Annotated in this window: 26 protein-coding genes and 1 tRNA gene; 13 read left to right on the top strand and 14 right to left on the bottom strand. The window is 68.6% G+C overall.

The window, feature by feature from the left end; genetic code table 11:
• Positions 1 to 22 precede the first annotated feature (22 nt).
• Complete coding sequence (locus tag G3T36_RS07840) at positions 23 to 1,567, bottom strand: glycosyltransferase family 39 protein (protein ID WP_163288953.1); 1,545 nt, start codon at positions 1,565 to 1,567, stop codon at positions 23 to 25.
• Between the two features lie 157 nt (positions 1,568 to 1,724).
• Between G3T36_RS07840 and G3T36_RS07845 the strand changes: the two genes are divergently transcribed.
• Positions 1,725 to 1,904 (top strand): hypothetical protein, encoded by a 180-nt coding sequence (locus G3T36_RS07845; RefSeq protein WP_163288954.1) that lies wholly within the window; start codon positions 1,725 to 1,727, stop codon positions 1,902 to 1,904.
• Positions 1,905 to 2,013: 109 nt separating this feature from the next.
• Here G3T36_RS07845 and G3T36_RS07850 read toward each other — a convergent pair whose 3' ends face one another.
• The gene (locus G3T36_RS07850; protein WP_240148406.1) at positions 2,014 to 3,018 is read right to left on the bottom strand and encodes a sensor histidine kinase; all 1,005 of its coding nucleotides are present in this window, start codon (positions 3,016 to 3,018) and stop codon (positions 2,014 to 2,016) included.
• Positions 3,019 to 3,063: 45 nt separating this feature from the next.
• Positions 3,064 to 3,729 carry a response regulator transcription factor gene (locus tag G3T36_RS07855; protein ID WP_163288956.1) on the bottom strand — a complete coding sequence of 222 codons (666 nt, stop codon included), beginning with the start codon at positions 3,727 to 3,729 and terminating at the stop codon, positions 3,064 to 3,066.
• A gap of 56 nt (positions 3,730 to 3,785) precedes the next feature.
• Between G3T36_RS07855 and G3T36_RS07860 the strand changes: the two genes are divergently transcribed.
• Positions 3,786 to 4,553 carry a COG4705 family protein gene (locus G3T36_RS07860; RefSeq protein ID WP_338031499.1) on the top strand — a complete coding sequence of 256 codons (768 nt, stop codon included), beginning with the start codon at positions 3,786 to 3,788 and terminating at the stop codon, positions 4,551 to 4,553.
• Positions 4,554 to 4,662: 109 nt separating this feature from the next.
• On the opposite strand, the gene G3T36_RS07865 is transcribed toward G3T36_RS07860, so the two are convergent.
• From G3T36_RS07865 to G3T36_RS07875, 3 genes are all read right to left on the bottom strand, one after another.
• Positions 4,663 to 5,352 carry a hemerythrin domain-containing protein gene (locus tag G3T36_RS07865; protein ID WP_163288957.1) on the bottom strand — a complete coding sequence of 230 codons (690 nt, stop codon included), beginning with the start codon at positions 5,350 to 5,352 and terminating at the stop codon, positions 4,663 to 4,665.
• Between the two features lie 90 nt (positions 5,353 to 5,442).
• Positions 5,443 to 6,276, bottom strand: coding sequence for a ZIP family metal transporter (locus G3T36_RS07870; RefSeq protein ID WP_163288958.1), 834 nt, complete (start codon positions 6,274 to 6,276; stop codon positions 5,443 to 5,445).
• Between the two features lie 97 nt (positions 6,277 to 6,373).
• Entirely contained in the window at positions 6,374 to 7,135 is a 762-nt protein-coding gene (locus G3T36_RS07875; protein WP_163288959.1) for an SDR family NAD(P)-dependent oxidoreductase, read from the bottom strand.
• 64 nt (positions 7,136 to 7,199) lie between these two features.
• Here G3T36_RS07875 and G3T36_RS07880 point away from each other — a divergent pair, with 64 nt between their 5' ends.
• Positions 7,200 to 7,781: a hypothetical protein gene (locus G3T36_RS07880; protein ID WP_163288960.1), complete on the top strand. Its 582-nt coding sequence runs from the start codon at positions 7,200 to 7,202 to the stop codon at positions 7,779 to 7,781.
• 115 nt (positions 7,782 to 7,896) lie between these two features.
• On the opposite strand, the gene G3T36_RS07885 is transcribed toward G3T36_RS07880, so the two are convergent.
• On the bottom strand, positions 7,897 to 8,352 hold the full coding sequence (locus G3T36_RS07885) for a VOC family protein (RefSeq protein ID WP_163288961.1): 456 nt from the start codon (positions 8,350 to 8,352) through the stop codon (positions 7,897 to 7,899).
• Positions 8,353 to 8,527: 175 nt separating this feature from the next.
• Here G3T36_RS07885 and G3T36_RS07890 point away from each other — a divergent pair, with 175 nt between their 5' ends.
• Positions 8,528 to 9,685, top strand: a complete 1,158-nt coding sequence (locus G3T36_RS07890; protein WP_163288962.1) for a DUF998 domain-containing protein — start codon at positions 8,528 to 8,530, stop codon at positions 9,683 to 9,685.
• Between the two features lie 18 nt (positions 9,686 to 9,703).
• Here the strand turns inward: G3T36_RS07890 and G3T36_RS07895 are convergent, their stop codons facing one another.
• On the bottom strand, positions 9,704 to 11,035 hold the full coding sequence (locus G3T36_RS07895) for a serine/threonine-protein kinase (protein WP_163288963.1): 1,332 nt from the start codon (positions 11,033 to 11,035) through the stop codon (positions 9,704 to 9,706).
• 161 nt (positions 11,036 to 11,196) lie between these two features.
• Positions 11,197 to 12,174: an EamA family transporter gene (locus G3T36_RS07900; RefSeq protein ID WP_163288964.1), complete on the bottom strand. Its 978-nt coding sequence runs from the start codon at positions 12,172 to 12,174 to the stop codon at positions 11,197 to 11,199.
• Positions 12,175 to 12,244: 70 nt separating this feature from the next.
• Between G3T36_RS07900 and G3T36_RS07905 the strand changes: the two genes are divergently transcribed.
• Positions 12,245 to 12,817 carry a CGNR zinc finger domain-containing protein gene (locus G3T36_RS07905; protein ID WP_163288965.1) on the top strand — a complete coding sequence of 191 codons (573 nt, stop codon included), beginning with the start codon at positions 12,245 to 12,247 and terminating at the stop codon, positions 12,815 to 12,817.
• On the opposite strand, the gene G3T36_RS07910 is transcribed toward G3T36_RS07905, so the two are convergent.
• Complete coding sequence (locus G3T36_RS07910) at positions 12,814 to 14,316, bottom strand: flavin-containing monooxygenase (RefSeq protein WP_275689969.1); 1,503 nt, start codon at positions 14,314 to 14,316, stop codon at positions 12,814 to 12,816. The two genes, G3T36_RS07905 and G3T36_RS07910, sit on opposite strands and share 4 nt — an antisense overlap.
• Before the next feature lie 81 nt (positions 14,317 to 14,397).
• On the opposite strand from G3T36_RS07910, the gene G3T36_RS07915 reads away from it, so the two are divergent.
• Together G3T36_RS07915 and G3T36_RS07920 are read left to right on the top strand one after the other, a co-directional pair.
• On the top strand, positions 14,398 to 14,748 hold the full coding sequence (locus G3T36_RS07915; RefSeq protein ID WP_163288967.1) for an iron chaperone: 351 nt from the start codon (positions 14,398 to 14,400) through the stop codon (positions 14,746 to 14,748).
• Between the two features lie 182 nt (positions 14,749 to 14,930).
• Entirely contained in the window at positions 14,931 to 15,323 is a 393-nt protein-coding gene (locus tag G3T36_RS07920; protein ID WP_163287394.1) for a hypothetical protein, read from the top strand.
• On the opposite strand, the gene G3T36_RS07925 is transcribed toward G3T36_RS07920, so the two are convergent.
• A complete protein-coding gene (locus G3T36_RS07925; protein WP_163288968.1) occupies positions 15,291 to 16,148 on the bottom strand; it encodes a hypothetical protein in 858 nt (285 codons plus the stop codon). The genes G3T36_RS07920 and G3T36_RS07925 overlap by 33 nt on opposite strands.
• Before the next feature lie 277 nt (positions 16,149 to 16,425).
• On the opposite strand from G3T36_RS07925, the gene G3T36_RS07930 reads away from it, so the two are divergent.
• Together G3T36_RS07930 and G3T36_RS07935 are read left to right on the top strand one after the other, a co-directional pair.
• Entirely contained in the window at positions 16,426 to 20,388 is a 3,963-nt protein-coding gene (locus G3T36_RS07930) for a Pls/PosA family non-ribosomal peptide synthetase (protein ID WP_163288969.1), read from the top strand.
• Positions 20,388 to 21,728 carry a M1 family metallopeptidase gene (locus tag G3T36_RS07935; RefSeq protein ID WP_163288970.1) on the top strand — a complete coding sequence of 447 codons (1,341 nt, stop codon included), beginning with the start codon at positions 20,388 to 20,390 and terminating at the stop codon, positions 21,726 to 21,728. The genes G3T36_RS07930 and G3T36_RS07935 overlap by 1 nt, the downstream gene beginning before the upstream one ends.
• On the opposite strand, the gene G3T36_RS07940 is transcribed toward G3T36_RS07935, so the two are convergent.
• Positions 21,718 to 22,425: a 4'-phosphopantetheinyl transferase family protein gene (locus G3T36_RS07940; protein WP_163288971.1), complete on the bottom strand. Its 708-nt coding sequence runs from the start codon at positions 22,423 to 22,425 to the stop codon at positions 21,718 to 21,720. The genes G3T36_RS07935 and G3T36_RS07940 overlap by 11 nt on opposite strands.
• Before the next feature lie 9 nt (positions 22,426 to 22,434).
• Positions 22,435 to 22,650: a three-helix bundle dimerization domain-containing protein gene (locus G3T36_RS07945; protein WP_163288972.1), complete on the bottom strand. Its 216-nt coding sequence runs from the start codon at positions 22,648 to 22,650 to the stop codon at positions 22,435 to 22,437.
• A gap of 78 nt (positions 22,651 to 22,728) precedes the next feature.
• Here G3T36_RS07945 and G3T36_RS07950 point away from each other — a divergent pair, with 78 nt between their 5' ends.
• Both G3T36_RS07950 and G3T36_RS07955 read left to right on the top strand, forming a co-directional pair.
• Positions 22,729 to 23,091: a hypothetical protein gene (locus G3T36_RS07950; protein WP_338031500.1), complete on the top strand. Its 363-nt coding sequence runs from the start codon at positions 22,729 to 22,731 to the stop codon at positions 23,089 to 23,091.
• Positions 23,092 to 23,105: 14 nt separating this feature from the next.
• On the top strand, positions 23,106 to 23,798 hold the full coding sequence (locus G3T36_RS07955; RefSeq protein ID WP_338031501.1) for a lysoplasmalogenase: 693 nt from the start codon (positions 23,106 to 23,108) through the stop codon (positions 23,796 to 23,798).
• Here the strand turns inward: G3T36_RS07955 and G3T36_RS07960 are convergent.
• Positions 23,778 to 24,074, bottom strand: coding sequence for a GNAT family N-acetyltransferase (locus tag G3T36_RS07960; protein WP_163288974.1), 297 nt, complete (start codon positions 24,072 to 24,074; stop codon positions 23,778 to 23,780). The two genes, G3T36_RS07955 and G3T36_RS07960, sit on opposite strands and share 21 nt — an antisense overlap.
• A gap of 160 nt (positions 24,075 to 24,234) precedes the next feature.
• Between G3T36_RS07960 and G3T36_RS07965 the strand changes: the two genes are divergently transcribed.
• Positions 24,235 to 25,014, top strand: a complete 780-nt coding sequence (locus G3T36_RS07965; RefSeq protein ID WP_163288975.1) for a dienelactone hydrolase family protein — start codon at positions 24,235 to 24,237, stop codon at positions 25,012 to 25,014.
• Positions 25,015 to 25,236: 222 nt separating this feature from the next.
• Positions 25,237 to 25,309: transfer RNA gene (locus G3T36_RS07970), tRNA-Arg, on the top strand.
• The last annotated feature ends 124 nt before the right edge of the window (positions 25,310 to 25,433 follow it).

Genomic DNA, 25,433 nt, shown 5'->3' on the forward strand with positions numbered 1-25,433 from the left:
TTCTTTCGGGGGTGAAGCTGGTTCAGCGGGTGAATTCGACGATCAGACCGCGGTGCGTGTGGATGACGGCGCCGCTTTCCTTGAAACCGATTCGTTCGAGGTCCGCGGTTCCGTAGGTGTCGGGTTTGCCGTTGGCGTATTCGATCAGCCAGACCCGGCGGATGCCGTCGAACCGCCCGATCGAGGCCGCTTGCGCGACACTGTACGCTCGGTCCGCCCATCCGCTGTTCGCCGTGTAGGGAACGCTCAGGGTGACGTCGCGGGTGTTCACGAATCCGGCGGGGTACGCATGCATCGCGAGTCGCGGTTTCCTCGACGGACGCGCGGACTCGTCGAACACGACCGCATCGCCGGCGACGGCATGCGATCCGATGACGCTGCTGATGACGGCCCAGTCGCTGTCGTTCTTCGAGTACGGGGTGCGCTGGGCGAGGTAGACCGGTGCGGCGAGGGCGGCCAGCACGACGAGCGCGACGGCGTCGACCCAGCGTCGGCCCTGCGAGACCGCATCGATGCCGTACGCGATGAGCAGTGCCGCGGCCGGAGCGCAGAAGGAGACGTAGCGGGCGGTGAACGCGGGGATCGCGGCACTTCCCAGCACGAGAACCAGCGTGGGCAGGAACAGCCAGGCGGATGCGACGATCACCAGCGATGGCGCCCGCGTCGTATCGAAGGGCCCCGCTCGCACGCCCGCCCGGGTGCGCCGGAGACGCATGCGGATCGCATCCGCCAGGGCGACCACGATCAGCAGCCATGCCGCCGCCGCGAACCACGGACCACCGAACCACAGGGAGCTGAAAACGGTATCGGGGCTGAGCTGGTCGCGCGTCGCGAGGTACGAGATCTGGTTGCGTTCGAGGAATCCGAAGACGAAGAGCGGAACGGTGGCCGCGACAGCGATGCCGACCGTTGTGGTCCAGCGCACCAGCACGCCGCGCGGGGCCTTGGCCGTGACGAGGATGACGGCGTGCACCAGCGCGAACAGGATCACGTACAGGAACACGTAGACCCCGAGGGCGAGCAGCGCACCATAGCCGACCCAGAGCCACGCCGGTGCGTGATCACGCCGGAGGAGTTCGAGGAGCAGCACGGTCAGCCACGACACGATCGCGGCGCTGAACGCGAACGATCGTGCCTCTTCGCCCATGTAGGTCACCCGCGGCAGCACGCAGCAGACGATGCCGGCGATCACGCCGAGCCGTGCGGAACCGAGCCGGGTGGCGATGACGACGACGGCGGCGACGGTGAGCCCGACCGCGATCGCACTCGGGAAGCGGATCGAGAACGGCGATGGGCCGAACACTGCGACCCACCAGTGCAGGCCGAAATAGTAGGTCCCGTGGACGGCGTCGACATGACCCAGCATCGTGAAGAGGCTGGACAGCGGACGCTGTGCCGACATCAGGCTGGTGACTTCGTCGCCCCAGAGCGACGGGATCCAGGACCCCCAGGCTGCGATGACCACGCCGGCCAGTCCGAAGAGGACAGCACGAAACGGCAGCGGCACGGATGCGCGAACTGCGGTGACAGGTGCGGGCTTCGTTGTCCGATCGATGGTCTTCGACATACGGACCTCCAGCGGGGGCATACCTCTCGGTCGGCCCTACCAGTCCATCTGTACCACTCCCAGAAACATCCAAGAGAGCGTGCGCCTGTGAATCCGCTCACTTTCTTGGAGCCATCTGGGAGGTTGATGCGGATGCTGGTGAGCGGAGGAGAGGCGTATGCGAACGGAGAGACGGATGAACTGGGCGTCGGTCCTGGGCTTGTTCGCGGCAGTTGCTGTCGCGACACTCGTCTACGCCGTCGCGCTCGTCGTCATGGACGACACCGATGAGGACCTCGACGCCGAGGAGTTCGGTCTTGAGGAGCTCGGCGGCGACCAGCTCTCCGAGTTCGACTGACTGCGGCCTAAACGCAAGCCGTAGCGCCTCGAGTCGTCACGAACGAACCGAACTCCCGCGCGTGTCGCGTCACTTCGTGACGACTCGATTCCCGCGGGGGCCGCAGCGCTCAGGCGCGCGGAAGCGTGAGCACCAGGGTCGTGCCGTCCGGCGATGTCTCGGCGACATCCACCGTGCCGCCGTGCCGGGTGGCGATGTCGCGCACCAGCGCGAGCCCGATCCCGAAGCTGGCCCTCGGCGGCGCGGCCGCGGCCGTCGGCGCCGCGTGGGCGAAACGGTCGAAGATGCGGCGCGGCTCGATCCCCGTGATCCCGGTGCCTTCGTCGGCGACGGAGATCGCCACGTCGTGCTTGTGGGCGGTCACCTGAACGCGGATGGTCGTGTCGTTCGGCGAGTGCGTCACCGCATTGTCGAGCAGGGCGGTGACACACCGCTGCAGGCTCGTCTCCGGTACGCGAGTCGCCGCCGCCGCGCCATCGTCGAACCGCGTCGTCACAGCGATGTCGATGTTGCGAGGGGCCGCCAGCACCGCCATCGCGTCGACGGCGCTCCGCACGGCCGGCTCGACGGGCACGGGGCCGGCTGAGGAGCTGTTCTCGTCGGCATCGGCCGCGAGCAGCAGATCGTTGACGATCTCGATCAGGGTTCGTGCGTCCTCGCGCAGCTGCTCCACCGTCTCCCGGGAGGGGTCGTGCTCGTCGAGGCTGCGCTGCAGGATCTGCAGTCGCGCGTCGAGAACCGCCAGGGGTGTACGGAGCTCGTGGCTCGCATCCTGGACGAACGTCCGCTGGATGCGCAGGGCGCGACCCAGCGGAAGGACCGCACGCCGCGTGATCACCAGGCTCAGCACACCGGCGATCGCGACGGCGAGTACGCCGACGGCCACGAACGCGATCATCGCTTCGGTCGTGTCGATGTAGATCTTGTGCTCGCCGGGAAGGGGCTTCTCGCCCAGCTCCGACGGGCGCAACTGGTCGAGGATGAAGAAGAACGCCGCACCGATCGCGGCGATGACGAGGGCTCCGGACGCGATCGTGATCCAGAGGCCGACGAACCGGGATGCGCGGCGAACGGCGCGCGTGTCGCTGTCGACCACCGCATCCCTCCCGCCCATCTTTTTCACGGCCAGCCCAGCCTGTTCACAACCGGCACATCCCGTTCACAGCTGGCCCAGCCGGTAGCCTTCGCCACGCACGGTGGCGATGATGTCCTTGTCGGTCTTGCGCCGCACATAGTGCACGTAGGTGTCGACGGTTCCAGGTTGCTCGTCGCTTTCGAAGACGGCTCGAAGAATTCCGTTGCGGCTGAACGTGCGCAGCGGACTCTCAGCAAGCAGCCGCAGGAGCGCGCTCTCGCGCACGGTCAACTGGATGCGTCCGTCGTACGGGGAGTAGATGCAGCGGCTCTCGGGGAAGAACTCCCACGCGCCGATCGAGATGGAAGGGCCTTCGCCGGTGAAGGTGCGCAGGAGCGCCCGGAGGCGGGCGAGGAGTTCGTCGAACTCGAACGGTTTGACCAGGTAGTCGTTGGCGCCCGCATCCAGCCCGTTGACGCGGTCGGCGACAGCGCCGAGCGCGGTGAGCATCAGGATGGGCGTGACGACACGGCGCGCCCGAAGCGCCTCGACGATCTCGATACCGTTGCGACCGGGAAGCCTGCGGTCGACGACGATCACGTCGAACTCGCCGTTGAGCCCCGCGTCGAGGCCCTCGTCACCGTCGGTGACGCGCACGACGTCGTAATGCTCGGCGAGGACCTGCTCGATGAGGGGTCCCAGTTGCAGGTCGTCCTCGATGAGGAGGAGGTGGTGTTGGTTCTGCTGCATCGCTGCTCAATCTAACGCTTGGCCGATTCTTAGAGAATCTCTGGCAGGGTGGGCGGGTGCTGCGAAACAAAGTCCCCGAAGTGACGGCGATCTTCTGGATCACCAAAGTGCTGACCACCGCCATGGGCGAGACCACATCCGACTTCATGGTGCACCAGATCGACCCGCCGGTGGCAGTCGCGATCGGGTTCGTCGTGCTGGCCGCATCCCTCGTGCTGCAGTTCGCCGTGAAGCGCTACCTGCCATGGGTGTACTGGTTCGCTGTCGTGATGGTGAGCGTCTTCGGCACGATGGTCGCTGACGTCATCCATGTGCAGTTCGGCGTACCGTACGCCGTCTCGACCGTCGGCTTCCTCGTTGCGCTCGCCGCGATCTTCGCGCTCTGGTATGCGACGCAGAAGACCCTGTCGATTCACAGCATCGACACGCGACCGCGCGAACTGTTCTATTGGGCGGCGGTCCTGGCCACGTTCGCACTCGGCACCGCGGCCGGTGACCTGACGGCGACGACGTTCCACCTCGGCTACTTCGCGTCGGGCATCCTGTTCGCCGTCATCATCGCCATCCCGGCGATCGGTTTCCGGTTCTGGGGCTGGAACGGCGTCTTCTCGTTCTGGTTCGCCTACATCATCACCCGACCGCTCGGGGCATCGTTCTCCGACTGGCTCGGCCTTCCGCCCGAGCGAGGCGGGGTCGGCATCGGCACAGGTCTGGTCAGCGCGGTCCTGACGGTCGCGATCATCGTGTGCGTGGGGATCATGAACCGCGACCACAAGCGCGCCTCGCGCGTGCCGGCGCTCGCGGTGAACGCCTCCGTGGAGTAGCACGCACGCGCCGACGCGACGCGACCCCCGTCGAGTGTGACAGCTGCGGTCGAGATGGCCCGGCAGAGCGGTAACACTCGGCCGGAACGGACGCTCTCGGCAGAACCCCTCACCGCCCGGTGAGGGCGGCCCGGTTCTTCTCGTACTTCGGCTTGCCGACGATCCGCCACAGCAGGCGGGCCGGGGCAGGCAGGTTCTCGCGCTGCCATTCGGCGCCGCCGTCGGGCTGAGCGGCGAGTATCGCCCCCAGCGACTCCCAGGTCTTGCCCTTCGGTGTCGCCTTGCGCCCGTGCTCGGCGAACCAGTCGACTTCCTTCGGCGTGAGCGTCGTCTCGATCACCGGCACGATGTTCGCTTCCTCGTCGGGCAGGTGGATGGCCAGGGAAGCCTTGATTCCCTCGAGGTCTGCTAGCACGGCCACGGCATCCGCCGCCCGTCCGGTCGACCGCCAGCCAGGCAGGTCGGCGTCGAGCTGGGTGAGGTGGACGTGGAGCGCGGCGTGATGCTGCTTCATCCGCTCGACGTGCACGGCACACGCTGGCGCGCGCTGCTCCAGCGTGTCCCAGAGGTGGGTGTCCTCACCCTCGTGGTGTGCGTGAAGCGCGACGGACAGCATCCCGAGGTGATCGCCGACGATGTCCGCGTGGGCGGAATCGCCTTCCGCGACGCCCGAGACGAGGGCGGGTGCTTCGCCGAACCCGGCCCGGAACATCCGGTGGATTTCGGCCATCCCGCGAGCATCGCAGGTCTTGCCGGCCTCGGGTACATCTCCGCTCGCAGGCAGGGCGGTTGCAGGCATTGATCGCTCCGTTCGTCAGTGAACTGGCGATCGAAACTCTATTCGGCCATGGAGCCCTGCGACAAGAGGTCAGTGCCTTGCGACAAGACCTCAGACGCCGGCGGCGGTGACGATGAAATCGGTGGCGAACCCTGCGGCGAGACCGATCAGGATTCCCCAGTACAGCGTGTATCCGCGACCCAGTTTGAGAGCGACGCCCAGCAGCTGGATGATCACGTAGATGATGGAGCCGGCCGCAAGGGCGAGGAACGTGATGGCGAGTGCGTCGTTCACGAACAGGCCGCCGAGGATCGAGCCGACGACGGTCGGTCCACCGCCGATCAGGCCGAGGAGGGCGAGCTGTCCCCAGCTCGGGCGGCGGCTCCCGCCGGCGAGGGGAGCGGTGATGCCGAAGCCCTCCGTCGCGTTGTGGAGTGCGAAGCCGACCACGAGCACGACCGCGAGGCTCAGCTCACCGCTTGCAGCCGACTGGCCGATCGCGAGACCCTCGGAGAAGTTGTGCAGGCCGATGCCGACGGCGATGAGGAACGCGAGCCGGCTCGCGGGCTCGTGCAGGTGCAGGATGCTGCCGCCGTTATCCGTGATGTTCGGGTCGATCAGCTTGGCGCGCGCACCGATCCAGGTGTCGTAGGCGGCGAGGCCGACCAGACCGACGATGATGCCGCCGAGGAACAGGGAGCCGAGTCCGATGAAAGGCCACCAGGTCGCCGTATGGTCGAGCGCGGCCTTCGTGAGCGCTGTCTCGACGGGCTCGACGGCGTGGGTGAGCACATCCCACAGAAGGAAGAGGAGCACACCGATGGTGATGGCGTTGAGCAGCGAGCGCACGCCGACGGCACGCGCACCGAGCCGGCCGATGGGCAGGCCGAGGAAGATCGTCACTCCGGCGATTCCGCCGAGGATGGCGGCGTTGGTCAGGTTCATCGGAGGCTCTCCAGCGGCGGGGGTGAGGTGGGGCGTGCGGGGCGGTGCCGTACGACGGCTTAGGTTACCCTAGCCTAACTTGGATTCCTGAACGAACTCAGTCCGCGACGGCCCCCGCCGTGATGTTGATCGCCGCCGCCGTGATCGTCGCAGCCTTGTCGGACGCCAGGAACACCGCGACGTCGCCGACATCGCCGAGGGTCGCTGCGCGTCCGAGCATGGTCGGTCCCACGATCATCTCGGCGATGACCTCACGACCGGGAAAATCGCGGGGCAGCGTTTCCAGCACGCCTCCAGTGTGGATGGTGGCGACGCGGATGCCGTGCTCGCCGAGTTCGGCCGCGAGCTGCCGTCGCATCGCATCCACCGCCTGCAACGCCACCTGGAAGCCGCCGATGCTGTAGTGCCGGATGGGGTCGCGGCCACCGTCGCCGCCGAAGGTGAGGATCACGCCCCGTCCCTGGGCCATCATCGGGCGAGCGACAGCCTTCGACGTGATGAAAAAGGACCGCACGGCGGTGACGATCGGCTGCTCGTAGTCGGCCAGCGCCATCTCGACCATCGGGGTGCCCTGCACGTCTCCGACCGAGATGAGGTCGAACGCGACGTCGACGCTGCCGAAATCGCGGGCCACCTGCTGGACGTGAGCGGTGACCTGGGCCTCGTCGAGCGCATCCACGACGGCCGTCTCGGCGAGCCCGCCTGACGCGCGGATGTCGTCGGCCACCGCATCCAGTGCCGTCTGCGTGCGACCGCACAGGTGAACGCGGGCGCCTTCACGCGCGAACGCTCGCGCCACCGCCCCGCCGATCGCGCCGCCGCCACCCCAGATGATGGCGTTCCGTCCGTCCAGCAGCATGGTGCACCTCCCGAATCCGGGTCGGCACCGACACCGGTCGTTGACAGTGTGAACACTGGCACGGATGCGCGCACGGCTCAAGGCCGACCTGCATACTAGGCTCCGGACTGTGGACGGCTCGACAGGCGAGGACAGCGCAGTTGCCGCTATCCGCGAGTCGCTCGAAGGCGCCCGCACCCGCCTGACGGCGGCGAAGGCGAGGGATGAGGCGCTCGCCGACTTCGTGCCCGCGCGTCGTGTGATGCTCATCTCGCGCGACGCCACCATGGTGCCCGTTGCCCGGGTGTGGAGGCTCGGCGTGCTGCTGCTCGGAACCGCGGAGGGTCTCTGGGCGACCGGCTCCATCACGCGCTCGCTCGAGCCCGGACGCCCGGCCTACCAGTCCGAGTCGGCGGAGCGCAGGCGTTCCTACCGGGCTGCGGCCTTCCGCGCGCGGTTTCCGAAAGGGGAGACCGTCAATTTCGACGCGCGGCCCATCGAACTCGATCCGGCGGCGCTCGCCGGCTCCGGAGGTCCGCTGGTGCTGGATGCCGGCCGCGCGCTCGTCGTATGGAACGCCACCCTCGGCCGCGAGTCGGCGCTGCCGCTCGACGAGTACCTCGACGACCGCGTCGGTCTGCTCGTGCATCCGCCCGAGGGCGCGTAAGGCGCTCCAAGCGACGTGCCCGCCAGCTCGGGACGTCCCCGCCAGGTCGAGGCGGCGGGGATGCACCCTGCTGGCGGGCACACCAGAGGGAAGTCGTGGCCGGGGCGCGCCCGGCTCAGCCGCGGTAGGCGGCGTCCAGCCCGGCGACGTCGATCTTCGACATCTGCAGCATCGCCGCCATGACGCGCTGCGCCTTCTCGGGGTCGGGGTCGCCCAGGTAGCGGCCGAGCGCATCCGGGATGATCTGCCACGACAGCCCGAACCGGTCGGTCAGCCAGCCGCACGGGCCGGGCGCCCCGCCGTCGGCGGTGAGCGCATCCCAGTACCGGTCCACCTCGGCCTGGTCGGCGCAGCTGACAAACAGCGACGCAGCGTCGCTGAACGGATGCCCGGGGCCGCCATTCAGCACGGAGATCCGCTGGCCGGCCACCTCGATCGTCGCCGTGAAGAGCTTGCCGTCCGGTCCCGCCTGGCGTTCGAGGATACGGCCGTCGGGGAAGACGTGCGAGTACAGTTCGATGGCTTCCTGCGCGTTGTCGTCGAACCACAGGAAGGGCGTGATGCTGGTCATGATCGGTCCTTTCGTCTCACGGCGATTTCTCGGAACGGTTCCGGCCTGCCGCGTTTCATGAGGGGGTCGGACCCGGGTGCCGTTTCTCGACATTGCGCCCGAAAATTCATTTCGCTCCCGCGACGCATCCGATAGGTTCTGGACAGTAGCAGGGTAGAGCGGACAGGGGAACCTGATGAGTCAGTCACTATCGATAACGCGGATGCTTCGCCGCCCGGTCGAGAACGCCGAATCGGTCGAATCCGTGGCCCTCGTCGGCGGCGCCGGAGTGTTCCTCCTCGGCGCGATTGTGGGCACCATCTTCTTCTGGGGCCGCAACGCACCCATCTCCGGCCCCGGATCGCTGGGGGCGTTCGTGGCCATCGGCGCCGGCTTTGTCGCGCTCGTCGCGTTCGTAGCGGGCCGACTTCTGCTGCGAACCGACCCGAGGAACAATGAGCGGGCCCAGCATCTGAACGAACTCCGGGCGGGCCTGCACGTCCAGAACCGGCTCGATGTCCCGGGCGCCCACCTGCACTGGTTCGACATCGCCGCTCTGGCGCTGGCCCACGCCTTCATCGCGCTCCTCGGCTGGATAGGGCTGGCCGACCTCCTCGAGCGCAGCTTCATCGGTGCTGTCGTCTACACCCTTCCTGCCGCTGTGCTCGCCGGGGTCGCGCTCGCCGTGACCAGCTACGTGGTCTTACTGTCCGCAGTGAACCTCACGCCCATGCTGCTCTCGCTGGTGCTGGCGATCTTCCTCGTCGTCGGAGCCCTGGCGAGCATGCTCAGCTCGTCGGACCCGCACTGGTGGAAGAAGAACCTCAGCGCGCTGGGGATGACGGATGACATCTCCGCCCTTGCGTTCAACGTCACCCTGATCATCGCTGGGGTCATCGTGACCACGATCGCGCACTATGCCACAGCGACCATCCCCGTGAGCACCCCCGCCGAGCGGAAGGGACGCAACCGGGTGCGGATCGCGCTCATCCTCATCGGAGTGTGCCTCGCGTGCGTCGGGATCTTCCCTGTCGACCGGTTCTTCCTGCTTCACAACACGGTCGCCACCGGCATGACCGTCATCTACGGGGTGATGGTGGTCGGAATCCGCTGGTTCATCCCGTCGATGCCGCGGGTGTTCGTCCTGCTTGGCTACGTCTACGTGGCCGTGATCATCGTGCTCGCCGTGTTCTTCGCGATCGGCTATTACAACCTGACGGCGGTCGAACTGGTTGCTGCCGTGCTCATCTTCAGCTGGATCATCGTCTTCCTCCGGAACACGAGCGTGATGCGACCGACGGAGGTCACCGACGAGACCGGCGCGAACGACCGGCCGCTGCTGGCGCCCGCGTAACGCTGGCGCTGCAGCGCGTCAGTCGCCCCCGTTGCCGTTGCCGTTATCGTTGCCGTTGTCCTTGCCCGGGCCCTTGTTGCCTTTGTCGCCCTTTTTGGCCGGCGGAGTCGGTGTCGGAGTCGGTGTCAGGGATGGAGTCGCCGGTGCGGGGGAGGTCGGCGACGGAGTGCGTGTCGGCGGCACAGCGGCCTGCGGCGCGTTGAGGAGCATGCTCGCACCGAGAACGAGCGCGAGCAGGAGCGCCCCGGCGCCGGCGATGATCGCGGCGATCCTCCCGCGGTGGGATCGCGCGGCCGGAGGAGAAGCGGATGCGGCGGCTGCGACTCCGGCGCCGGCTGCGACTCCGGCGGCGGCCGCAGGGGCTGCGCCGAGTACGACCGTCGCGGCCGTGGGGGCCGCCGAGTCATCCACGGCCGGACCCACGTCGGCTGCCGCGGGGAGCACCAGCGTCGGAGGCAGCATCGCCACGGTCGATTCGGTGACGGCCGCGGCTCCTGGCGGACCCCATCCGTTGAGTTCCTCCGCGATCTCGCGCGTCGTGACTGCGACTTCGAGAGAATTCGGGCGCATCGCTGGATCGCGCGCCGTCATCTGGCCCAGCAGCGACGCCCAGGCGACAGGGAGGTCTTCCGGGATCGCCGGGTCGCGGGTCAGCCGTGCGCTCACCGCTTCGACCGCGTTGCCGGGGTAGGCCTTCACGCCGGTGAGGCATTCGAGCACGACGAGCCCGAGCGCATAGACATCGGTCTCGGGGCCCGGTTCGCCGCCGGTCGCCTGCTCCGGGCTGAGATAGCCGGCTGTGCCGATGACAAGGCCGACCGTCGTCATCCGTTCTTCGCCGAGGAGGTGGGCGATTCCGAAATCGGCGAGCTTCGCGTGGTAGGCGGGCGACGGGAGCCCTGTGGGCGCGAGCAGGATGTTCGCGGGCTTCAGGTCGCGATGCACGATGCCGAGCGAGTGCACGGCGACGAGGGCCTCCGCGATCTCGTAGGCGATCTGGGCGCTGACCTCGCCGGAGAGCGGTCCCTTCTCGAGCTCGGCGCGCAGATCGGGACCGTCGACGAGTTCCATCACGAGAAAGCTCGGCGTCTCCGAGTCGGCGGGCGCGAGGTGGGCGTCGTGCAGTGTGACGAGGTTCGGGTGGTTCAGGCGCGCGAGAAGATTGCCTTCGGCGTGCCGGCGCCCGTCGTCACTGGCTGTGCCCGGAGCGAAGACCTTGATGGCGACGAAGCGCTCCAGGTGGGTGTCCCACGCGCGGAACACCGATCCCATGCCGCCGCGTCCGATGACATCGTTGAGCTCGTACCGGTCGGCGAGCACCTGTCCGATGCGCTTGTCAGCGTCGTCCATCGATCCCTTCCGTGCTCTCCGGCTCCCTCATCGACATTAGGCGCATGTCGCCGGGGTTTCCAGCGGCAGGAGCGATCCGCCGGGACTGTCCCAGGTGTGTCCCGGGTCTGTCCCCGGACTGTCCCAGAGCTGTCCCCGGACTGTCCCCGGTCTGTCCCTCGTCAGTCGCCCGGCACCGGAGCGGGAACGCGAGCGGGTGTCGCGTCGGCTGTCGAGCCGGGCTCGAGCGGCGCATCCGCTTTCTCCGACCGCACGAAACCGATGCCGACGAGGATGAGCACGCCGCCGATCAGCTGAGGAAGCGTGAGCTGCTCGCCGAGCAGCAGCCAAGCGTAGAAGGTGGCAGCGACGACTTCGAGCAGCCCCGTGAACGACGCCAGCCGGGAACCGAGCATCTCGCTTGCCGTGATGCTCGCGGCGTACGCGATCGCCGTTGCGACGACACCAACGATGAGGAGCGGGATCCACCAGGCGACTTCGTTGCCGAAGAGGTGCACATCGCCGAAGCGTGCGGTGAACGGCACCAGCCCCGTGGCGCCGACCAGCGCGAGGACGACGCCGCCGATGAGGAGGCCGAAGCCGGCGAGCGCGACAGGCGGGAGTCCATCGTTCGGGCGCGCGGCGATCACGTAGTAGCCCGCGCATCCGACCATGGCAGCGATGGCGAACGCCAGCCCGAGGAGATCGAAGCTGCCTTCGCCGCCGGGCGAGACCACGAGCACCAGCCCGACGAGCGCCACGACCGAACCGATGAGCACGACCGCTTTCGGCACGCGACGGGTGCTCACCCATGCGACAGCGACGAGGAGCGGCGGCGCCATGTATTCGATCAGGATGCTCGTCCCGACCGGAATGCGCTGGATGGCAGCGAAATAGACGAGCTGCGTGCCGGCGACGCCGACCAGCGCCATGCCGAGCACCCGCCAGCGCGAGCGCCACACGACGGCCCAGTTGCCGCGCACGGAGAGGATGGCGAACGGCGCAAGCACGATGCCGCCGGTGAGCGAACGCACGGTGACCGCCGCGGCCGGGCTCCAGCCCGCTTCGAGCAGTGGCTTGATGAATGCTCCGGACATGCCGAACGTCGCTGCGGAGACCACAGCGATCACGAGACCGACGGAGGTCGATGAGCGTTTCATGGCGAGTCCTGGCTCGGGGTTGAAGGGGGTTCGCCTCCGACGCTAGTCTTGTCCAGAGTAAGGAGTCAAATTGCATTTTGCCCCTGACACCGAGGACACGCTGGACTTCACCGTCGCCCTCGTCAACACGCACCCCGGCGCGAGCCGGAGCGGCACCGACGAGCTCGAGACACCGGAGCAGCTGGCTGCCTTCCTCGCCGAGAGGCGGTTCTCCGGACGCATCGACCACGACGCCGCCGAACTCACCGACGTGCGCGACACCCGCGAGCGCCTTCGGCGGCTCTGGACGCTCGACCGTGACGCCGCCGCCGTCGAAGTGAACACGATGCTGCGTGCTGCCGGGGCGCTGCCGTACCTGATGCGCCACGACGGCTTCGACTGGCACCTGCATGCGACGGAGCCCGAGGCGCCACTGGCTGAACGCATCCGCGTCGAGGTCGCGCTCGCGATCGTCGACGTCATCCGCACCGGCGAGACCGGACGTCTGCGGGAATGCGCGGCCGACGACTGCACCGGGATCCTAGTCGACCTGTCCCGCAACGGATCGAAACGGTTCTGCAGCATCCGCTGCGGCAACCGGATGAACATGGTCGCGTTCCGCGAACGCGCCGCCTCCACCGCTCGGCTTGTCGAAAACGGCTAGTCGCGCGCTCGCGCACCCGCATTTCTCGCCCAATCGCGGGTCCTGACCGCGCGCCCGGCGTGACCGAACCGCATGCTGCGGGTCACCCGGCTCCAGCGCATCGTCACGGCCTCGCGCAGGTAGTTCTGGCGCAGCACCCAGGGCGGGCGCGACCCCTGCTTCGGCAGCACTTCGGCTGCGCGCCGGATGTACCCCGAGGTCAGGGGCAGGATCGGCCGCCGCAGCCCGTCGTCGTCGCGAACGACGGGCACCGCCATGTCCACCCCCGCGCGATCCAGATACGAGAGCAGACGGCACACGTACCGCGACGACAGGTCCGCGCGCAACGTCCACGACGCGTTCGTGTAGCCGACGCACCAGGCGAGATTCGGCACACCCGCGAACATCAGCCCCTTGTAGACGAGCCGGTCCGCCGGGTCCACGCTGACCCCATCCACCTCGAGTTCGATGCCGCCGACCGCGACGATGCGCAGCCCGGTCGCGGTGACGACGATGTCCGCGTCGAGATGGCGGCCGGACGCGAGTTCGATTCCGGATGCCGTGAACCGGCGCACCTCATCCGTCACGATCGTCGCGCTCCCCGACCGCAGTGCCGCGAAGAGGTCGCCGTCGGGCACGACGCAGAGTCGCTGGTCCCACGGCTTATAGAGCGGAGTGAAGTCCCGCTCGATCGAGACGGCGCTGCCGGCACGCCTTCGTACCCCGTTGATCAGCCACCGCGTGGCCGGCCCGGGGAGCCTGCGCGCGAACTGGTAGAACCCCAGGGTCTGGACGAGATGCGCGAAACGGATGATCCGGTTCGCGACCCGGGCGGGCAGGGCGCGCCGCACCGCGTCGGCGAACCCGTCGGATGCGGACAGCGAAACGATGTAGCTCGGCGAGCGCTGCAGCATGGTCACCCTCGCGCCGCCCGCGGCGAGCGCCGGCACGAGGCTGATCGCCGTGGCCCCGCTCCCGATGACGACGACGGTCCGATGGCGGTAGTCGAGCTCGGCGGGCCACTCCTGCGGATGGATGACCGGACCGGCGAACGCATCGACGCCCTCGAAGTCCGGCCGGTAGCCGCCCTCGTAGCTGTAGTAGCCGGTGCAGAGGTAGAGGAAGCGGCAGGTGAAGCGGAGGGTTTCGGGGCCGAAGCGTGCGGTCACCGTCCAGAGGGCATCATCCGACGACCACGCGGCGCGCTCCACGTGCATGCCGTAACGGATGCGCTCATCGACGCCGAATTCGCGCGCCGTGTCCTTGAGGTAGTGGAGGATCTCGGCGCCGCCCGCGATCGCTTCGGAGCGCCGCCAGGGGCGGAACGGGTAACCGAGGGTGAACATGTCCGAATCCGAGCGGACTCCCGGGTAGCGGTACAGGTCCCAGGTGCCGCCGAGATGCTGCCGCGCCTCCAGCAGTGCGAACGTCTTCTCCGGATGCTCGCGCTGCAGCCGGTACGCGGCGCCGATGCCCGACAGACCCGCCCCGACGATGAGAACGTCGACATGCTCGACCATTGGTGCTCCTCGACGTCGATCATGCTCCGATCGGTGCCGGACGGCTAGGCCGTCGCCGCACGGATCGGGGAGAATACGATCATGGCTCAGCATTTCGCGACCGTTGACGACTACATCGCCTCGTTTCCGCCTGACGTGCAGGAGGTCCTGCAGCGGGTTCGCGAGACGATCCATGCCGCGGTTCCGGATGCTCCCGAGAAGATCCGCTACGACATCGCCGCCGTGATGGTCGGCCCGACCCGCGCCATCCACTTCGCGGGCTGGAAGAAGCACGTCGGCCTGTACCCGGTGCCGCCTCTCGAGGGCGAGCTCGAGCAGGAGATCGCGCCGTACCGGGCGGCGAAGGATTCAGCGAACTTCTTGTACGCACAGCCGATCCCATACGACCTGATCGCGCGCGTGGCGGCGGCGATCGCCGCGCGCTACCGCTGATGCCGCTCGGCGTCGGATTGCTTGCCAAAAGGTCGGCGAACAATCGCGGCGGGAGTGAACTTCTTGGCAACCAATCGCCGCGGCCGCGCTTTGTGCTGCTCCACGATCGATGCGGTTGCCTGGCAACCATCGCTCGTTCGCACCCCACGCGGCGCGAGCACCCCTCTGGATAGGGTGGTGCGATGGATTACTCCAGTGGTGGGTGGGGGTGGCTGGCCCTCGCCCTCGTGAACGCTGGACTCGCCGAACAGAAGAATCGCTCTCGCTGGTCCTGGTTCGTTATTTCACTCCTGATCGGGCCCCTGGCCACCGCGATCATCGTCATCCGGCCGCGGGCGGATGCGGCGCAACAGCAGGAATGGACCGCCGGGATGCTGTTCGCACTCACAGTCGTGCTCGCGGCGATCGCGATCGCGGCAACCGTCGGCGCGATCATGTCATCGGAATGGGCACTGTGGATCGTGTGTGCCGTCGCCGCGCTCGGCGCGGTGGCCTTCGGCTACACCGCACTGCGTTCGCGGACGGGAAGCGTCGCGCAGGGGTCAACTTCCGCTAGCGGTCGCGGAGGCGACTAGCGGAAGTTGACACTTCTGCGCGGGCGCAGCGCGAAGAGAGGCCCTCAGGGGCGACGCGGGGACGCGCGCGGGCCGAATCGCGTGACGGAAGGCCGTCGCGGTGCCAAACTGGGGGCGCTGCGCACCGATCCGAAAGGACATCATGGCGAAGAAGAGCAAGCTGGAGAAGGCGGCGGACGAGGCGTTCGCGAAAGCGAAAGCTGCTGTTGCGGATGCTCGCACGGCCGCGAAGAATCTCGACAAGCTGGCACGCAGGCGGGTCGACGAGCTCGGGGCTTCCTTGGAGAAACTCCAGCGGCGCGCAGCCGCAGCAGCAAAAGACGCGAGGAGCACCGTAGCCAGGACGTCGAAATCGACCACCGACAAAGTCGCCGAGACCTCGAGGGCAGCGACCAGGAAGGTGGCGACGACCTCGAAGGCGGCTTCGAAGAGCATCGCGAAGAGCTCGAAGGCGGCCACCGACTCGCTCGCCTCCACCGCGCGTTCCGTGCAGGAGAGGGCCGCGTCGGCGGTCACCTCCAAGCCGACCGCGAAGTCCAAACCCGCGGCGAAGTCCAGACCTGCAGCGAAGTCCAAGGCCGTGGCGGCGGCGAAGCCCAAGTCGTCAGCGACGAAACCCGCATCGTCGGCCACGAAGCCGAAGACGGCTGCCGCTAAGCCGAAGACCTCAGCCGCCAATCCGAAGACCGCAGCATCGAAGCCGAAGTCGGCCGCCACGAAGCCGAAAACCACAGCCTCGAAGTCGAAGACGGCAGCCGCCAATCCTAAGACCTTCGCCGCGAAGCCGAAGTCGACGGCTTCCAAACCGAAATCGGCCTCGAACACGCCAGCCCCGGCCTCAGAGCCAGCCCCGGCCTCAGCGCCGGCCCCAGCCCCTGCCGCAACGCCGGTCGCCGACCTCACCGTCCGCGAGCTCCGGGACCGCGCCAAGGCGGAGGGCCGCACCGGCTACTGGTCGCTGAGCAAGGCGGGCCTCGTCGACCTGCTCTCCAGCATGGACGAATGACTCCCGTTCACCTCGCGTCTACCCTGCACGGCTAGCTTCGTGCAGCGGATGCGCGTGAGCGGCGAAGCGATCGTTCGATTCGACCGGAGTTGAGATGTGACCGATTCACCACACGGTATCCTCGACCGCGGTGACGAAGCGCCGCCGCCGCGGACGCTCCTCGATGTCCTCCGGGCGACGGCCGTCGCGTTTCCCGAAGCTTCTGCCCTGGAGGATGCCCGCGGCGCCCTCAGCTATCGGGAACTGCTGGCTCGTGTGGTCGCTGTCGCCGGCCGCTTGAATGGTGCCGGGGTGCGCCGGGGTGACCGGGTCGGCATCCGGATGCCGTCGGGTTCGCGTGAACTGTACGTGTCGATCCTCGCCGTCATGGCGGCCGGCGCCGCCTATGTTCCTGTCGACGCGGACGACCCCCAGGAGCGCGCGGACCTGGTCTTCGGCGAGGCCCTGATCCGCGGCGTGATCGTGGGCGACGGCGACTACCTTCCGACTCCGCACGACGATGAGCTCGGCGCCCCGGCGGAGGAGGAGGATGTCGCCCTGTTCGCCGGCCAGCCGCCGCATCCGAGCACGTCGACCGTTTCGCTGGTCACTCCGCCGACGCCCGCCGACGGCGCCTGGATCATTTTCACGTCCGGCTCGACGGGCACGCCGAAGGGTGTCGCCGTGTCGCACCGTTCGGCCGCGGCTTTCGTCGACGCGGAGGCGCGCCTGTTCCTTCAGGACGAGCCGATCGGGCCGGGCGACCGGGTGCTGGCCGGGCTCTCCGTCGCTTTCGACGCCTCGTGCGAGGAGATGTGGCTGGCGTGGCGTCATGGCGCGTGCCTCGTACCAGCCCCGCGTTCGCTGGTGCGCAGCGGGATGGACCTCGGTCCGTGGCTGACCACGCACGGCATCACGATCGTGTCGACGGTGCCGACGCTCGCCGCGCTGTGGCCTGCGGAGTCGCTCGAGAATGTGCGGCTGCTGATCTTCGGGGGTGAGGCCTGCCCGCCCGACCTGGTGGACCGTCTCGCCGTCGAGGGCCGCGAGGTGTGGAACACGTACGGTCCGACTGAAGCGACCGTCGTCGCGTGCGCTGCGCTCGTGAAGGCGGGTGAGCCCGTGCGGATCGGCCTGCCCCTGGACGGCTGGGTGCTCGCGGTCGTCGATCCTGAGGGCAACCCGGTCGCGTCGGGGGAGACCGGCGAACTGATCATCGGCGGTGTCGGGCTCGCGCGTTATCTCGACCCGGTGAAGGATGCGGAGAAGTACGCTCCGTTCCTGTCGCTCGGCTGGGACCGCGCCTATCGCAGTGGCGACCTGGTGAGGTTCGACCCGGCCGGGCTTCTCTTCCAGGGTCGCGCGGACGACCAGGTGAAGGTCGGGGGCCGGCGCATCGAGCTCGGCGAGATCGAGAACGCCCTTCAGAACCTGCCGGGTGTCTCCGGCGCGGCCGCCGCAGTGCGCACGACGGATGCGGGCAATCAGGTTCTGGTCGGCTACCTCGCCGTCGGCGATCCGTCCGCTTTCGATCGCGGCGCGGCCCTCCTCCGCCTGCGTGAGGAGCTGCCCGCGGCCCTTGTCCCGCTGCTCGCCGTGGTCGGCGACCTGCCGACACGCACCTCCGGCAAAGTCGACCGGGCGGCGTTGCCGTGGCCGCTTCCCGATCTCGATCCGCATGAGGCGAACCTCGACCCCGCCCTCCGCGAGCTGGCGTCCCAGTGGCAGGCCGTGCTCGGGCTGCCGGTCTCCGACCCCGCTGACAACTTCTTCGACCTCGGCGGAGGGTCGCTCGCCGCCGCCCAGCTCGTAGCGCGCATCCGCGTTCGCGATCCCGAGTTCACCGTCGCCGACATCTACGCGCATCCGCGGCTGGGTGCCATGGCCGAGGAGGTCGCGTCGCGCGTCGGCGACCGGTCGACGGGCGAGTCGACGCACATCGTGCCGCCGACCCCGCGCCGGATGCAGCTGCTGCAGACGCTCCTCGGTGTTCCGTTGTTCGTGCTCAGCGGGTTCCGCTGGCTGCTCTACCTGCTCACGGCGAGCACCATTCTCAGCTGGTTCGGCGGGTTCGAGGCGCTTCCGACCGCTTCGCCGGGTTTCCTCATCGTCGGCCTCCTCATCTTCGCGACCCCGTTCGGCCGGATGGCGATCGCGGTCGTCTGCGCGCGCCTCCTGCTGTCGGGGATCAGCGCGGGCGACTATCCGCGCGGCGGCGGCGTGCACCTGCGGCTGTGGCTGGCCGAGCAGGTCGCCCATCAGGTGGGCGCGGTGAGCCTGGCCGGCGCCCCCTGGATCTCGTATTACGCCCGTGCTCTCGGCGCGAGGATCGGCCCGGACGTGGACCTGCACTCGCTGCCTCCGGTCACCGGGATGCTGCGCATCGGAGCCGGCGCGGCCATCGAACCCGAGGTGGACCTCTCGGGCTATTGGATCGACGGCGACACCCTGCGCATCGGTGCGGTGCGGATCGGCGCGAACAGCACCGTCGGCGCGCGGAGCACGCTGCTTCCCGGTGCTCGTATCGGCAAGAATGCGGCGATCGCACCGGGGTCGTCCGTGTTCGGGCGCGTCCCGGCCGGGCAGCTGTGGGCGGGCTCGCCTGCGGCCCGTGAAGGCAAAGCGGACCAGTGGTGGGATCCCGTGCGCCCGCCGCGACGCACCCGCTGGCTGATCGCGTACGGATCGTCGGCGATCGTCCTCTCTCTGCTTCCGATCGTGGCATTCGCCGCCGGCGGTGTGATCGTCGCGGTGGCGATCCGGCATGCGCCGACACTCGCCGACGCCGCCTGGCGTTCGCTCGCAGCCCTGATCCCTGCGACCCTCGTCTCCGGCGTCATCCTCGCCGGCCTGGTGGTCGTGCTGGTGCGGCTGCTCTCGCTCGGGCTCGCCGAAGGCATCTTCCCCGTCCGCGCTCGCGTCGGCTGGCAGGTCTGGACGGTCGAGCGCCTGCTCGACCTGGCCAGGACCCTGTTGTTCCCCCTCTACTCGAGCCTGTTCACCCCGGTGTGGCTCCGGATGCTCGGGGCGACGGTCGGCCGCGACGTCGAGGCCTCGACCGTCCTCCTGCTTCCGAGCATGACCACGATCCGCGACGGCGCGTTCCTCGCCGACGACACCCTGGTCGCCTCGTACGAGCTCGGCGGAGGGCGTGTGCGGATCGCCCGGGCGGAGATCGGAACCCGTGCCTTCCTCGGCAACTCCGGGATGGCCGGGGCCGGCCACCGCGTGCCTCGCGACGGTCTCGTGGCCGTGCTCTCCGCTGCCCCGCGCAAGTCGAAGCCCGGCTCGTCCTGGCTCGGCTCGCCTCCGGTGCGTCTCCGGCGGACGGCGGCCACCGCCGACGAGAGCCGCACGTTCGCCCCGCCGACCTATCTCCGCGTCGCGAGGGCACTCTGGGAGCTGTGCCGCATCGTCCCGGTCTTCGTCACGTGCGCCGTCGGTCTCGGGGTGCTGTTCACGCTGGCGGCGCTCGTCGAGGCGTGGGGGACGCTGGCCGCCGTGCTGCTGAGCGGCGTCGTCATGCTCGCCGCCGGAGCAGTCGCCGCCGGGGCGAGCACAGTGGGCAAGTGGCTCCTCGTCGGGCGCATCCGTGTGGGTGAGCATCCGCTCTGGTCGTCGTTCGTGTGGCGCAGCGAAGTGTCCGACACGTTCGTCGAGATGGTGTCGGCGCCCTGGTTCGCCCAGGCGGCAGCGGGCACGCCGGCGCTCGTCTGGTGGCTGCGCAGTCTCGGTGCGTCGATCGGCCGGGGCGTGTGGTGCGACAGTTACTGGCTGCCCGAGGCCGACCTCGTGACGCTGGGGGACGCATCCACCGTCAATCGCGGCTGTGTTGTGCAAACCCACCTCTTCCATGATCGAATCATGAGCATGGACACCGTCATCCTCGACGCCGGAGCGACCATCGGGCCGCACAGCGTCATCCTGCCTGCGGCACGGATCGGCGCCCACGCCACCGTCGGCCCGGCATCGCTCGTGATGCGCGGGGAGTTCGTGCCCGATCGCACACGATGGAGCGGCAACCCGATCGGCCCGTGGCGCGAAGTCACCATCGCCGACTATCACGCGACGGTGAGCTGATGGAGGCTGTCCCTGCGGGCGCCAGGACAGCTGGCGACCCGTACCTTCCCGAGTCGGGCAACGGTGGCTACCACGTGGTGTCGTACGACCTCGACCTGAAGTACCGCGTCGCCACGAACCGGCTGGACGGCACAGCTGTGATCCGTGCGACGAGCGTGCAAGGCCTGAGTTCGTTCAGCCTCGACCTCGTCCGCCTGCGGGCGTCGCGCGTGCGCGTGAACGGAAGCAAGAGGACGCGTTTCACGCAGTCGGCGACCAAGCTCACGGTCAGGCCGGATGAGCCGATCGGCCTGGGCGAGCTGTTCACGGTCGAGATCGAATACTCGGGATCACCCGCACCGCGACGAAGCCCATGGGGTCTCGTCGGGTGGGAGGAACTGACCGACGGAGTCATCGTCGCGTCGCAGCCGTCCGGCGCGCCGACGTGGTTCCCCTGCAACGACCACCCGGCGGACAAGGCCAGCTACCGCATCCGCGTGACCTGCGAGCAGGCGTACACCGTGCTCGCCAACGGGGTGCTGTTCGAGCACACCATCTCTGCCGGCCGCGGCACCTGGTCGTTCGAACAGCCGGAGCCCACGTCGACCTACCTCGCGACCGTCCAGATCGGGCGGTACGCGAGCACCCGGCGCGATCTCGCAGGCATCCCGGGCGTGGTGGCGTATGCGCCCGAAGTCGAGGCGAGGGTGCGCGCCGACTTCGATCCGCTCGAGCGCATGATGAGCTATTTCATCGAAGCTTTCGGACCGTACCCGTTCGCCGACTACAGCGTCGTCGTCACGGCCGACGACCTGGAGATCCCGCTCGAAGCGCAGGGCGTCGCGATCTTCGGGGCGAACCATGCCGATGGTCGGGGCGGCTCGGAGCGGCTTATCGCCCACGAGCTGGCACACCAGTGGTTCGGCAACAGCGTGGGCATCGCGGCATGGAAGCACATCTGGCTCAACGAGGGTTTCGCCTGCTACGCCGAATGGCTCTGGTCGGAGCATTCGGGCAGGCAGAGTGCGGACGAACTGGCACGCGGCTACCACGCCGGCCTGCGTTCGCTGCCGCAGGACATCCTCGTCGGCGACCCAGGGCCGAGCCTCATGTTTGACGACCGCGTCTACAAGCGAGGCGCCCTCACGTTGCACGCCCTGCGAGTGACACTCGGCGACGAGAGCTTCTTCGGGCTCCTGAAGGCGTGGACCGCATCGCGACGCCACGCGACGGCGACAACCGACAACTTCCGCACGCTGGCCGAGGCGCATTCCGGTCTCGACCTCGCCCGGTTCTTCGACCACTGGCTGTTCGCCCACCGGCTTCCGCGCCTGCCCCGCACCGCCAGGGTCAGGTCTTGACGGCGACGCTCGCGGTGAAGCCGGGACCGAGGTCGATCGACGCCAGCGCGTAGTGGGGGCTTGCCTCGTCGCCGTCGATCCAGGCGTCGACCGTGTCCCCGGTCGCGTCTCCGGCGCGGATGCGAACCCGGCCCGGGTCGACCCGCAGTCCGCGTCCGTCGGCTTTCAGCACCGCTTCGACGCGGGTCCAGTGTTCGAGGGGATCGTCACCGGATGCGCCGGCCACCGCTGCGATCGCGTCGTCACGCTCGGGCGCGTGTGCAGCATCCGCCCGCTCGACGTCGACGCCCACGGGGTTTTCCCACGCCGCAGCGGCCGCGACGACGGCTCCGCTGTGCGCTAGCGAGAGCTGCAGCGGGGTCGCAGCCGCAGGCGACACCACGGTCGGGCGGCCGTGCGGCCCGCCGCAGACGGGGCATCGTGCCTCGATCGTGACGTCGGTCGGTTCCACCGCAGCGATCGCTGCGACGAGCTCGCGGAGGAGCGATCGGCCTGCCAGGAAGCTGCGCGCGGCGTGCGGACGAAGCGTCTCGTACCGGGCGAACTCGAACGGGGTGAGGAGGGAGCGTGCGTAACCGGCATCCGGCTCTGCGTGTTCGCCGGCCGGCGGGCCATCAGCGTCCTGCGCGAGGTCTGCCCAGCGCACCACCACGGGGATTCCCGCGAGGGTATGCGCATCCGGTCTCGTGTCGCCCACTCGGTCGATCTACGCGCTCGCCGTCAGCTCGTCGCGGAGGCGGGCCTTCGCGCGGTGCTCGACGAGCACCGGAATGTAGTCGCGGATCGGTTTGCCGTCCAGCGCCTCACGCTCGCTCTGGACGATCTCGTCGATGCGGCTCCGTGGAACCGAGGGGAAGCGCTCCGCAAGACGATCGGCCACCTCGCTGACGGCCTTGTCCTCATCAAGATCGTTCACACTCACAAACGAGAGTGTGGAACTGCGGGCATCCACTTGTCAATGCATTCCGAGACGTCCATGCGCGGCGCGTCGCCTGCTAGCGTGAGCACACCACGGTGGTCGACGAGGAGGCACGGAGCAGTGACGACGGATGCTGCAGCACAGGCGTACAACAGCCTGACGATCGAGATGGCCGAAGACGAGGACTACGACGTCGAGATCGCCGCCGACGGCCTTCTCGTGCGCGGCAGGCTCTTCGCGTTCCTCGAGGGCGACGACCTGGTCGTCGAGCTGCCCGAGGCGCGAGCGAGAGACCTCAAGGCGCGTGGCGTCGCGTTCGCGTTCCGCGCGGCCGGGCGTCCCTCGAGGGACTGGGTCCGCGTGAGTGATCGTCAGCTATGGCCGGAACTCGCACGCGAGGCGCATACCTTCGTCGGCGAACCGGCCGTCGGCGGCGAATCCTGAACGGGTCGCACGGCGTGATCATCCGGCCGGTGCCGGCGTTCACGCCCTTCATCGTCGTCAGCCTCGTGCAGGTGATCGCGATCGCCGCAGGCGCAGCTGCGCTGGTGCAGGTCACGAAGCCCCTCCTGATGCCGGCGCTCGCCGTCGCCGTCCTGCTCGCTCGCCTTGGAAAGAGGTTCACCCTCGCAGTGGGCCTCCTGCTTCTCGCGATCGGCCTGTCCTGGGCGGGCGACCTCGCCCTGATGCTGCCCGGCGACCTGTGGTTCGTCGTCGGCCTGGGCTCGTTCCTGCTCGCGCACGTCGCCTACCTGGTGCTGTTCGTCCGCATCGGCGGGTTCGGCCGGCCGCGCGCCTGGGCGATCGTCTACGCCGTCTGGTTCGTCGTGTTCCTGGCGGTGCTCATCCCGGGCCTCGGCTCACTGGTGGTGCCCGTCGTGCTCTACGGACTCGTACTCGGTGCCATGGCGACGGCCGCCACACGCGTGTCCGCGCTGGTCGCGGCAGGCGCGGCGGTCTTCGTCGTCTCCGACAGCATCCTCGCGCTTTCGCGGTTCCTTCCCGCCGTGGTGATCCCGGGGCACGACGTGCTCACGATGCTCACCTACTGCGTCGGGCAGGGCCTGATCGCCGCGGGTGTGCTCGCGGTCATCGGCCGCGCGGGATCGGAGGAGGCCCGGCCCGAAAGTTCACGCGCTCGCGCGGCGTGAGAGCAGTTCGCTGCGCTCCGGGTGCTTCTCGAACCACTCGGCCACATACCAGCACATCGGAACGATGCGGTAGCTCGTGCTCGCCTCGACATCGTCGACCGCGAACGTGACAAGCTCCGCAGCGAGACCGTGCCCGCGGAAATGGGGCGCCGTGTACGCCCGCCTCATCGACATCGCGCTGCCCAACACCGAGTAGTCGAGCACCCCGGCGAGCTCGCCGTCGATGTGCACGGCGTAGCGGTTCGCATCCGGCTCATGCGTGAATTCCTTCGCCATGAGCACAGCCTACGTCTGGTGTGGGGCCATGGCCCCGCGCGTTCGCCCAGAGTATGGTTGGCCGTGTGGGAAACCCGACCCGCACCTCGGTTCCGCACTGCACAGCGCAGCGCCACAGCAGGCAGCAGCGTGTCGAACGCCGTAGAACCGTGGAGGTACCGTGACCATCGAGTCGCACTCGCCCAGCCTTTCCCCCGTGCATGAAGCGCTGCTCGCGCAGGTGCCTGTCAGGGAGCACACGTTCATCGAGACCGAGGACGTCCTGTACGAACATGAGGGCCTCGAGCTCGAGGGGTATCTGGCGCGCGATTCGCAGGCCGACGACCGCCGGCCGGCGGTGCTCATCCTGCACGACTGGACCGGAGTGGGGGACAACGTGCGGATGCGCGCCCAGATGCTCGCACGCCTCGGTTATGTCGCGTTCGCCGCAGACCTGTACGGCGCGGGTGTGCGCCCGACCGGGGATGCGGCCTCGGCCGAAGCGGGCAAGTTCTACCGTGACCTTCCGCTGCTGCGCTCCCGGGTCGGGGCCGGCTTCACATACCTGTTGCAGCATGCGGCCGTCGACCCTGCCCGCCTGGCCGTCATCGGATACTGTTTCGGCGGCACAGCGGCGCTCGAATTCGCTCGCACAGGGGCTCCCGCGCGAGGCGTGGTGTCGTTCCACGGAGGGCTGGTCACGCACGACCCGAGTGACGCAGGTGCAATTGCGGCGTCGCTGATGATCCTCACCGGCGCGTCCGACCCGGTGGTCCCGGACGAAGCGATCGCTGCGTTCAAGGATGAACTGCGTGCGGCACCGCACGTCGACTGGCAGGTGACGAGCTATAGCGGGGCGCCGCACGCGTTCACCATTCCCGGGTCGGACCGGTACCGGCCCGTGGCGGATGCCCGCAGCTGGCGCGCGCTCGTGTGCTTCCTCGACGAGGTGTTCGCGTAGGAAGGTGGCGGCGGCCGCTCGATCGGCGTCGCCGCACTACTTTCTTCCCAGCGCACCACGTAGACCTAGTGCGCTGGGAAGAATCACGTGCGGCGACCGCGGCCCGATCGCACTCAAGCCCCAATTGGCGGCGCTCGACGCCATCATGTAGTCTCTAACGTGGCTTGCGAGCGGTTCCCGCCCGCGGCCGGCGTGTTCCAGGCCTCGCCTGACACGCAAACTGCGCCCGTAGCTCAACGGATAGAGCATCTGACTACGGATCAGAAGGTTGGGGGTTCGAATCCCTCCGGGCGCACTTTGTGATGAGTCGGGACATAGGTCTCACCTGAGTCGCGACTTAGGTCTCATCTAGGAAGCCCCTGGCCATCGGCCGGGGGCTTTTTGGTTGTTGCGCCAGTAGGTGCGGGTGGGGTCGATGT

Origin of the sequence: Leifsonia tongyongensis, from assembly GCF_010686705.1 — a bacterium.
Lineage (GTDB): Bacteria > Actinomycetota > Actinomycetes > Actinomycetales > Microbacteriaceae > Diaminobutyricibacter > Diaminobutyricibacter tongyongensis.

Excerpts from the sequence above, each read along its gene's own strand:
- G3T36_RS07845 (WP_163288954.1), top strand. The coding sequence starts at position 1,725 with ATGCGAACGGAGAGACGGATGAACTGGGCGTCGGTCCTGGGCTTGTTC.
- G3T36_RS07920 (WP_163287394.1), top strand. The coding sequence starts at position 14,931 with ATGGATTACTCCAGTGGTGGGTGGGGGTGGCTGGCCCTCGCCCTCGTG.
- G3T36_RS07885 (WP_163288961.1), bottom strand. The coding sequence starts at position 8,352 with ATGACCAGCATCACGCCCTTCCTGTGGTTCGACGACAACGCGCAGGAA.
- G3T36_RS07900 (WP_163288964.1), bottom strand. The coding sequence starts at position 12,174 with ATGAAACGCTCATCGACCTCCGTCGGTCTCGTGATCGCTGTGGTCTCC.
- G3T36_RS07895 (WP_163288963.1), bottom strand. The coding sequence starts at position 11,035 with ATGGACGACGCTGACAAGCGCATCGGACAGGTGCTCGCCGACCGGTAC.
- G3T36_RS07880 (WP_163288960.1), top strand. The coding sequence starts at position 7,200 with ATGCGCGCACGGCTCAAGGCCGACCTGCATACTAGGCTCCGGACTGTG.
- G3T36_RS07850 (WP_240148406.1), bottom strand. The coding sequence starts at position 3,018 with ATGGGCGGGAGGGATGCGGTGGTCGACAGCGACACGCGCGCCGTTCGC.
- G3T36_RS07915 (WP_163288967.1), top strand. The coding sequence starts at position 14,398 with ATGGCTCAGCATTTCGCGACCGTTGACGACTACATCGCCTCGTTTCCG.
- G3T36_RS07875 (WP_163288959.1), bottom strand. The coding sequence starts at position 7,135 with ATGCTGCTGGACGGACGGAACGCCATCATCTGGGGTGGCGGCGGCGCG.
- G3T36_RS07840 (WP_163288953.1), bottom strand. The coding sequence starts at position 1,567 with ATGTCGAAGACCATCGATCGGACAACGAAGCCCGCACCTGTCACCGCA.
- G3T36_RS07935 (WP_163288970.1), top strand. The coding sequence starts at position 20,388 with ATGGAGGCTGTCCCTGCGGGCGCCAGGACAGCTGGCGACCCGTACCTT.
- G3T36_RS07890 (WP_163288962.1), top strand. The coding sequence starts at position 8,528 with ATGAGTCAGTCACTATCGATAACGCGGATGCTTCGCCGCCCGGTCGAG.
- G3T36_RS07855 (WP_163288956.1), bottom strand. The coding sequence starts at position 3,729 with ATGCAGCAGAACCAACACCACCTCCTCCTCATCGAGGACGACCTGCAA.
- G3T36_RS07865 (WP_163288957.1), bottom strand. The coding sequence starts at position 5,352 with ATGCCTGCAACCGCCCTGCCTGCGAGCGGAGATGTACCCGAGGCCGGC.
- G3T36_RS07960 (WP_163288974.1), bottom strand. The coding sequence starts at position 24,074 with ATGGCGAAGGAATTCACGCATGAGCCGGATGCGAACCGCTACGCCGTG.
- G3T36_RS07910 (WP_275689969.1), bottom strand. The coding sequence starts at position 14,316 with ATGGTCGAGCATGTCGACGTTCTCATCGTCGGGGCGGGTCTGTCGGGC.
- G3T36_RS07870 (WP_163288958.1), bottom strand. The coding sequence starts at position 6,276 with ATGAACCTGACCAACGCCGCCATCCTCGGCGGAATCGCCGGAGTGACG.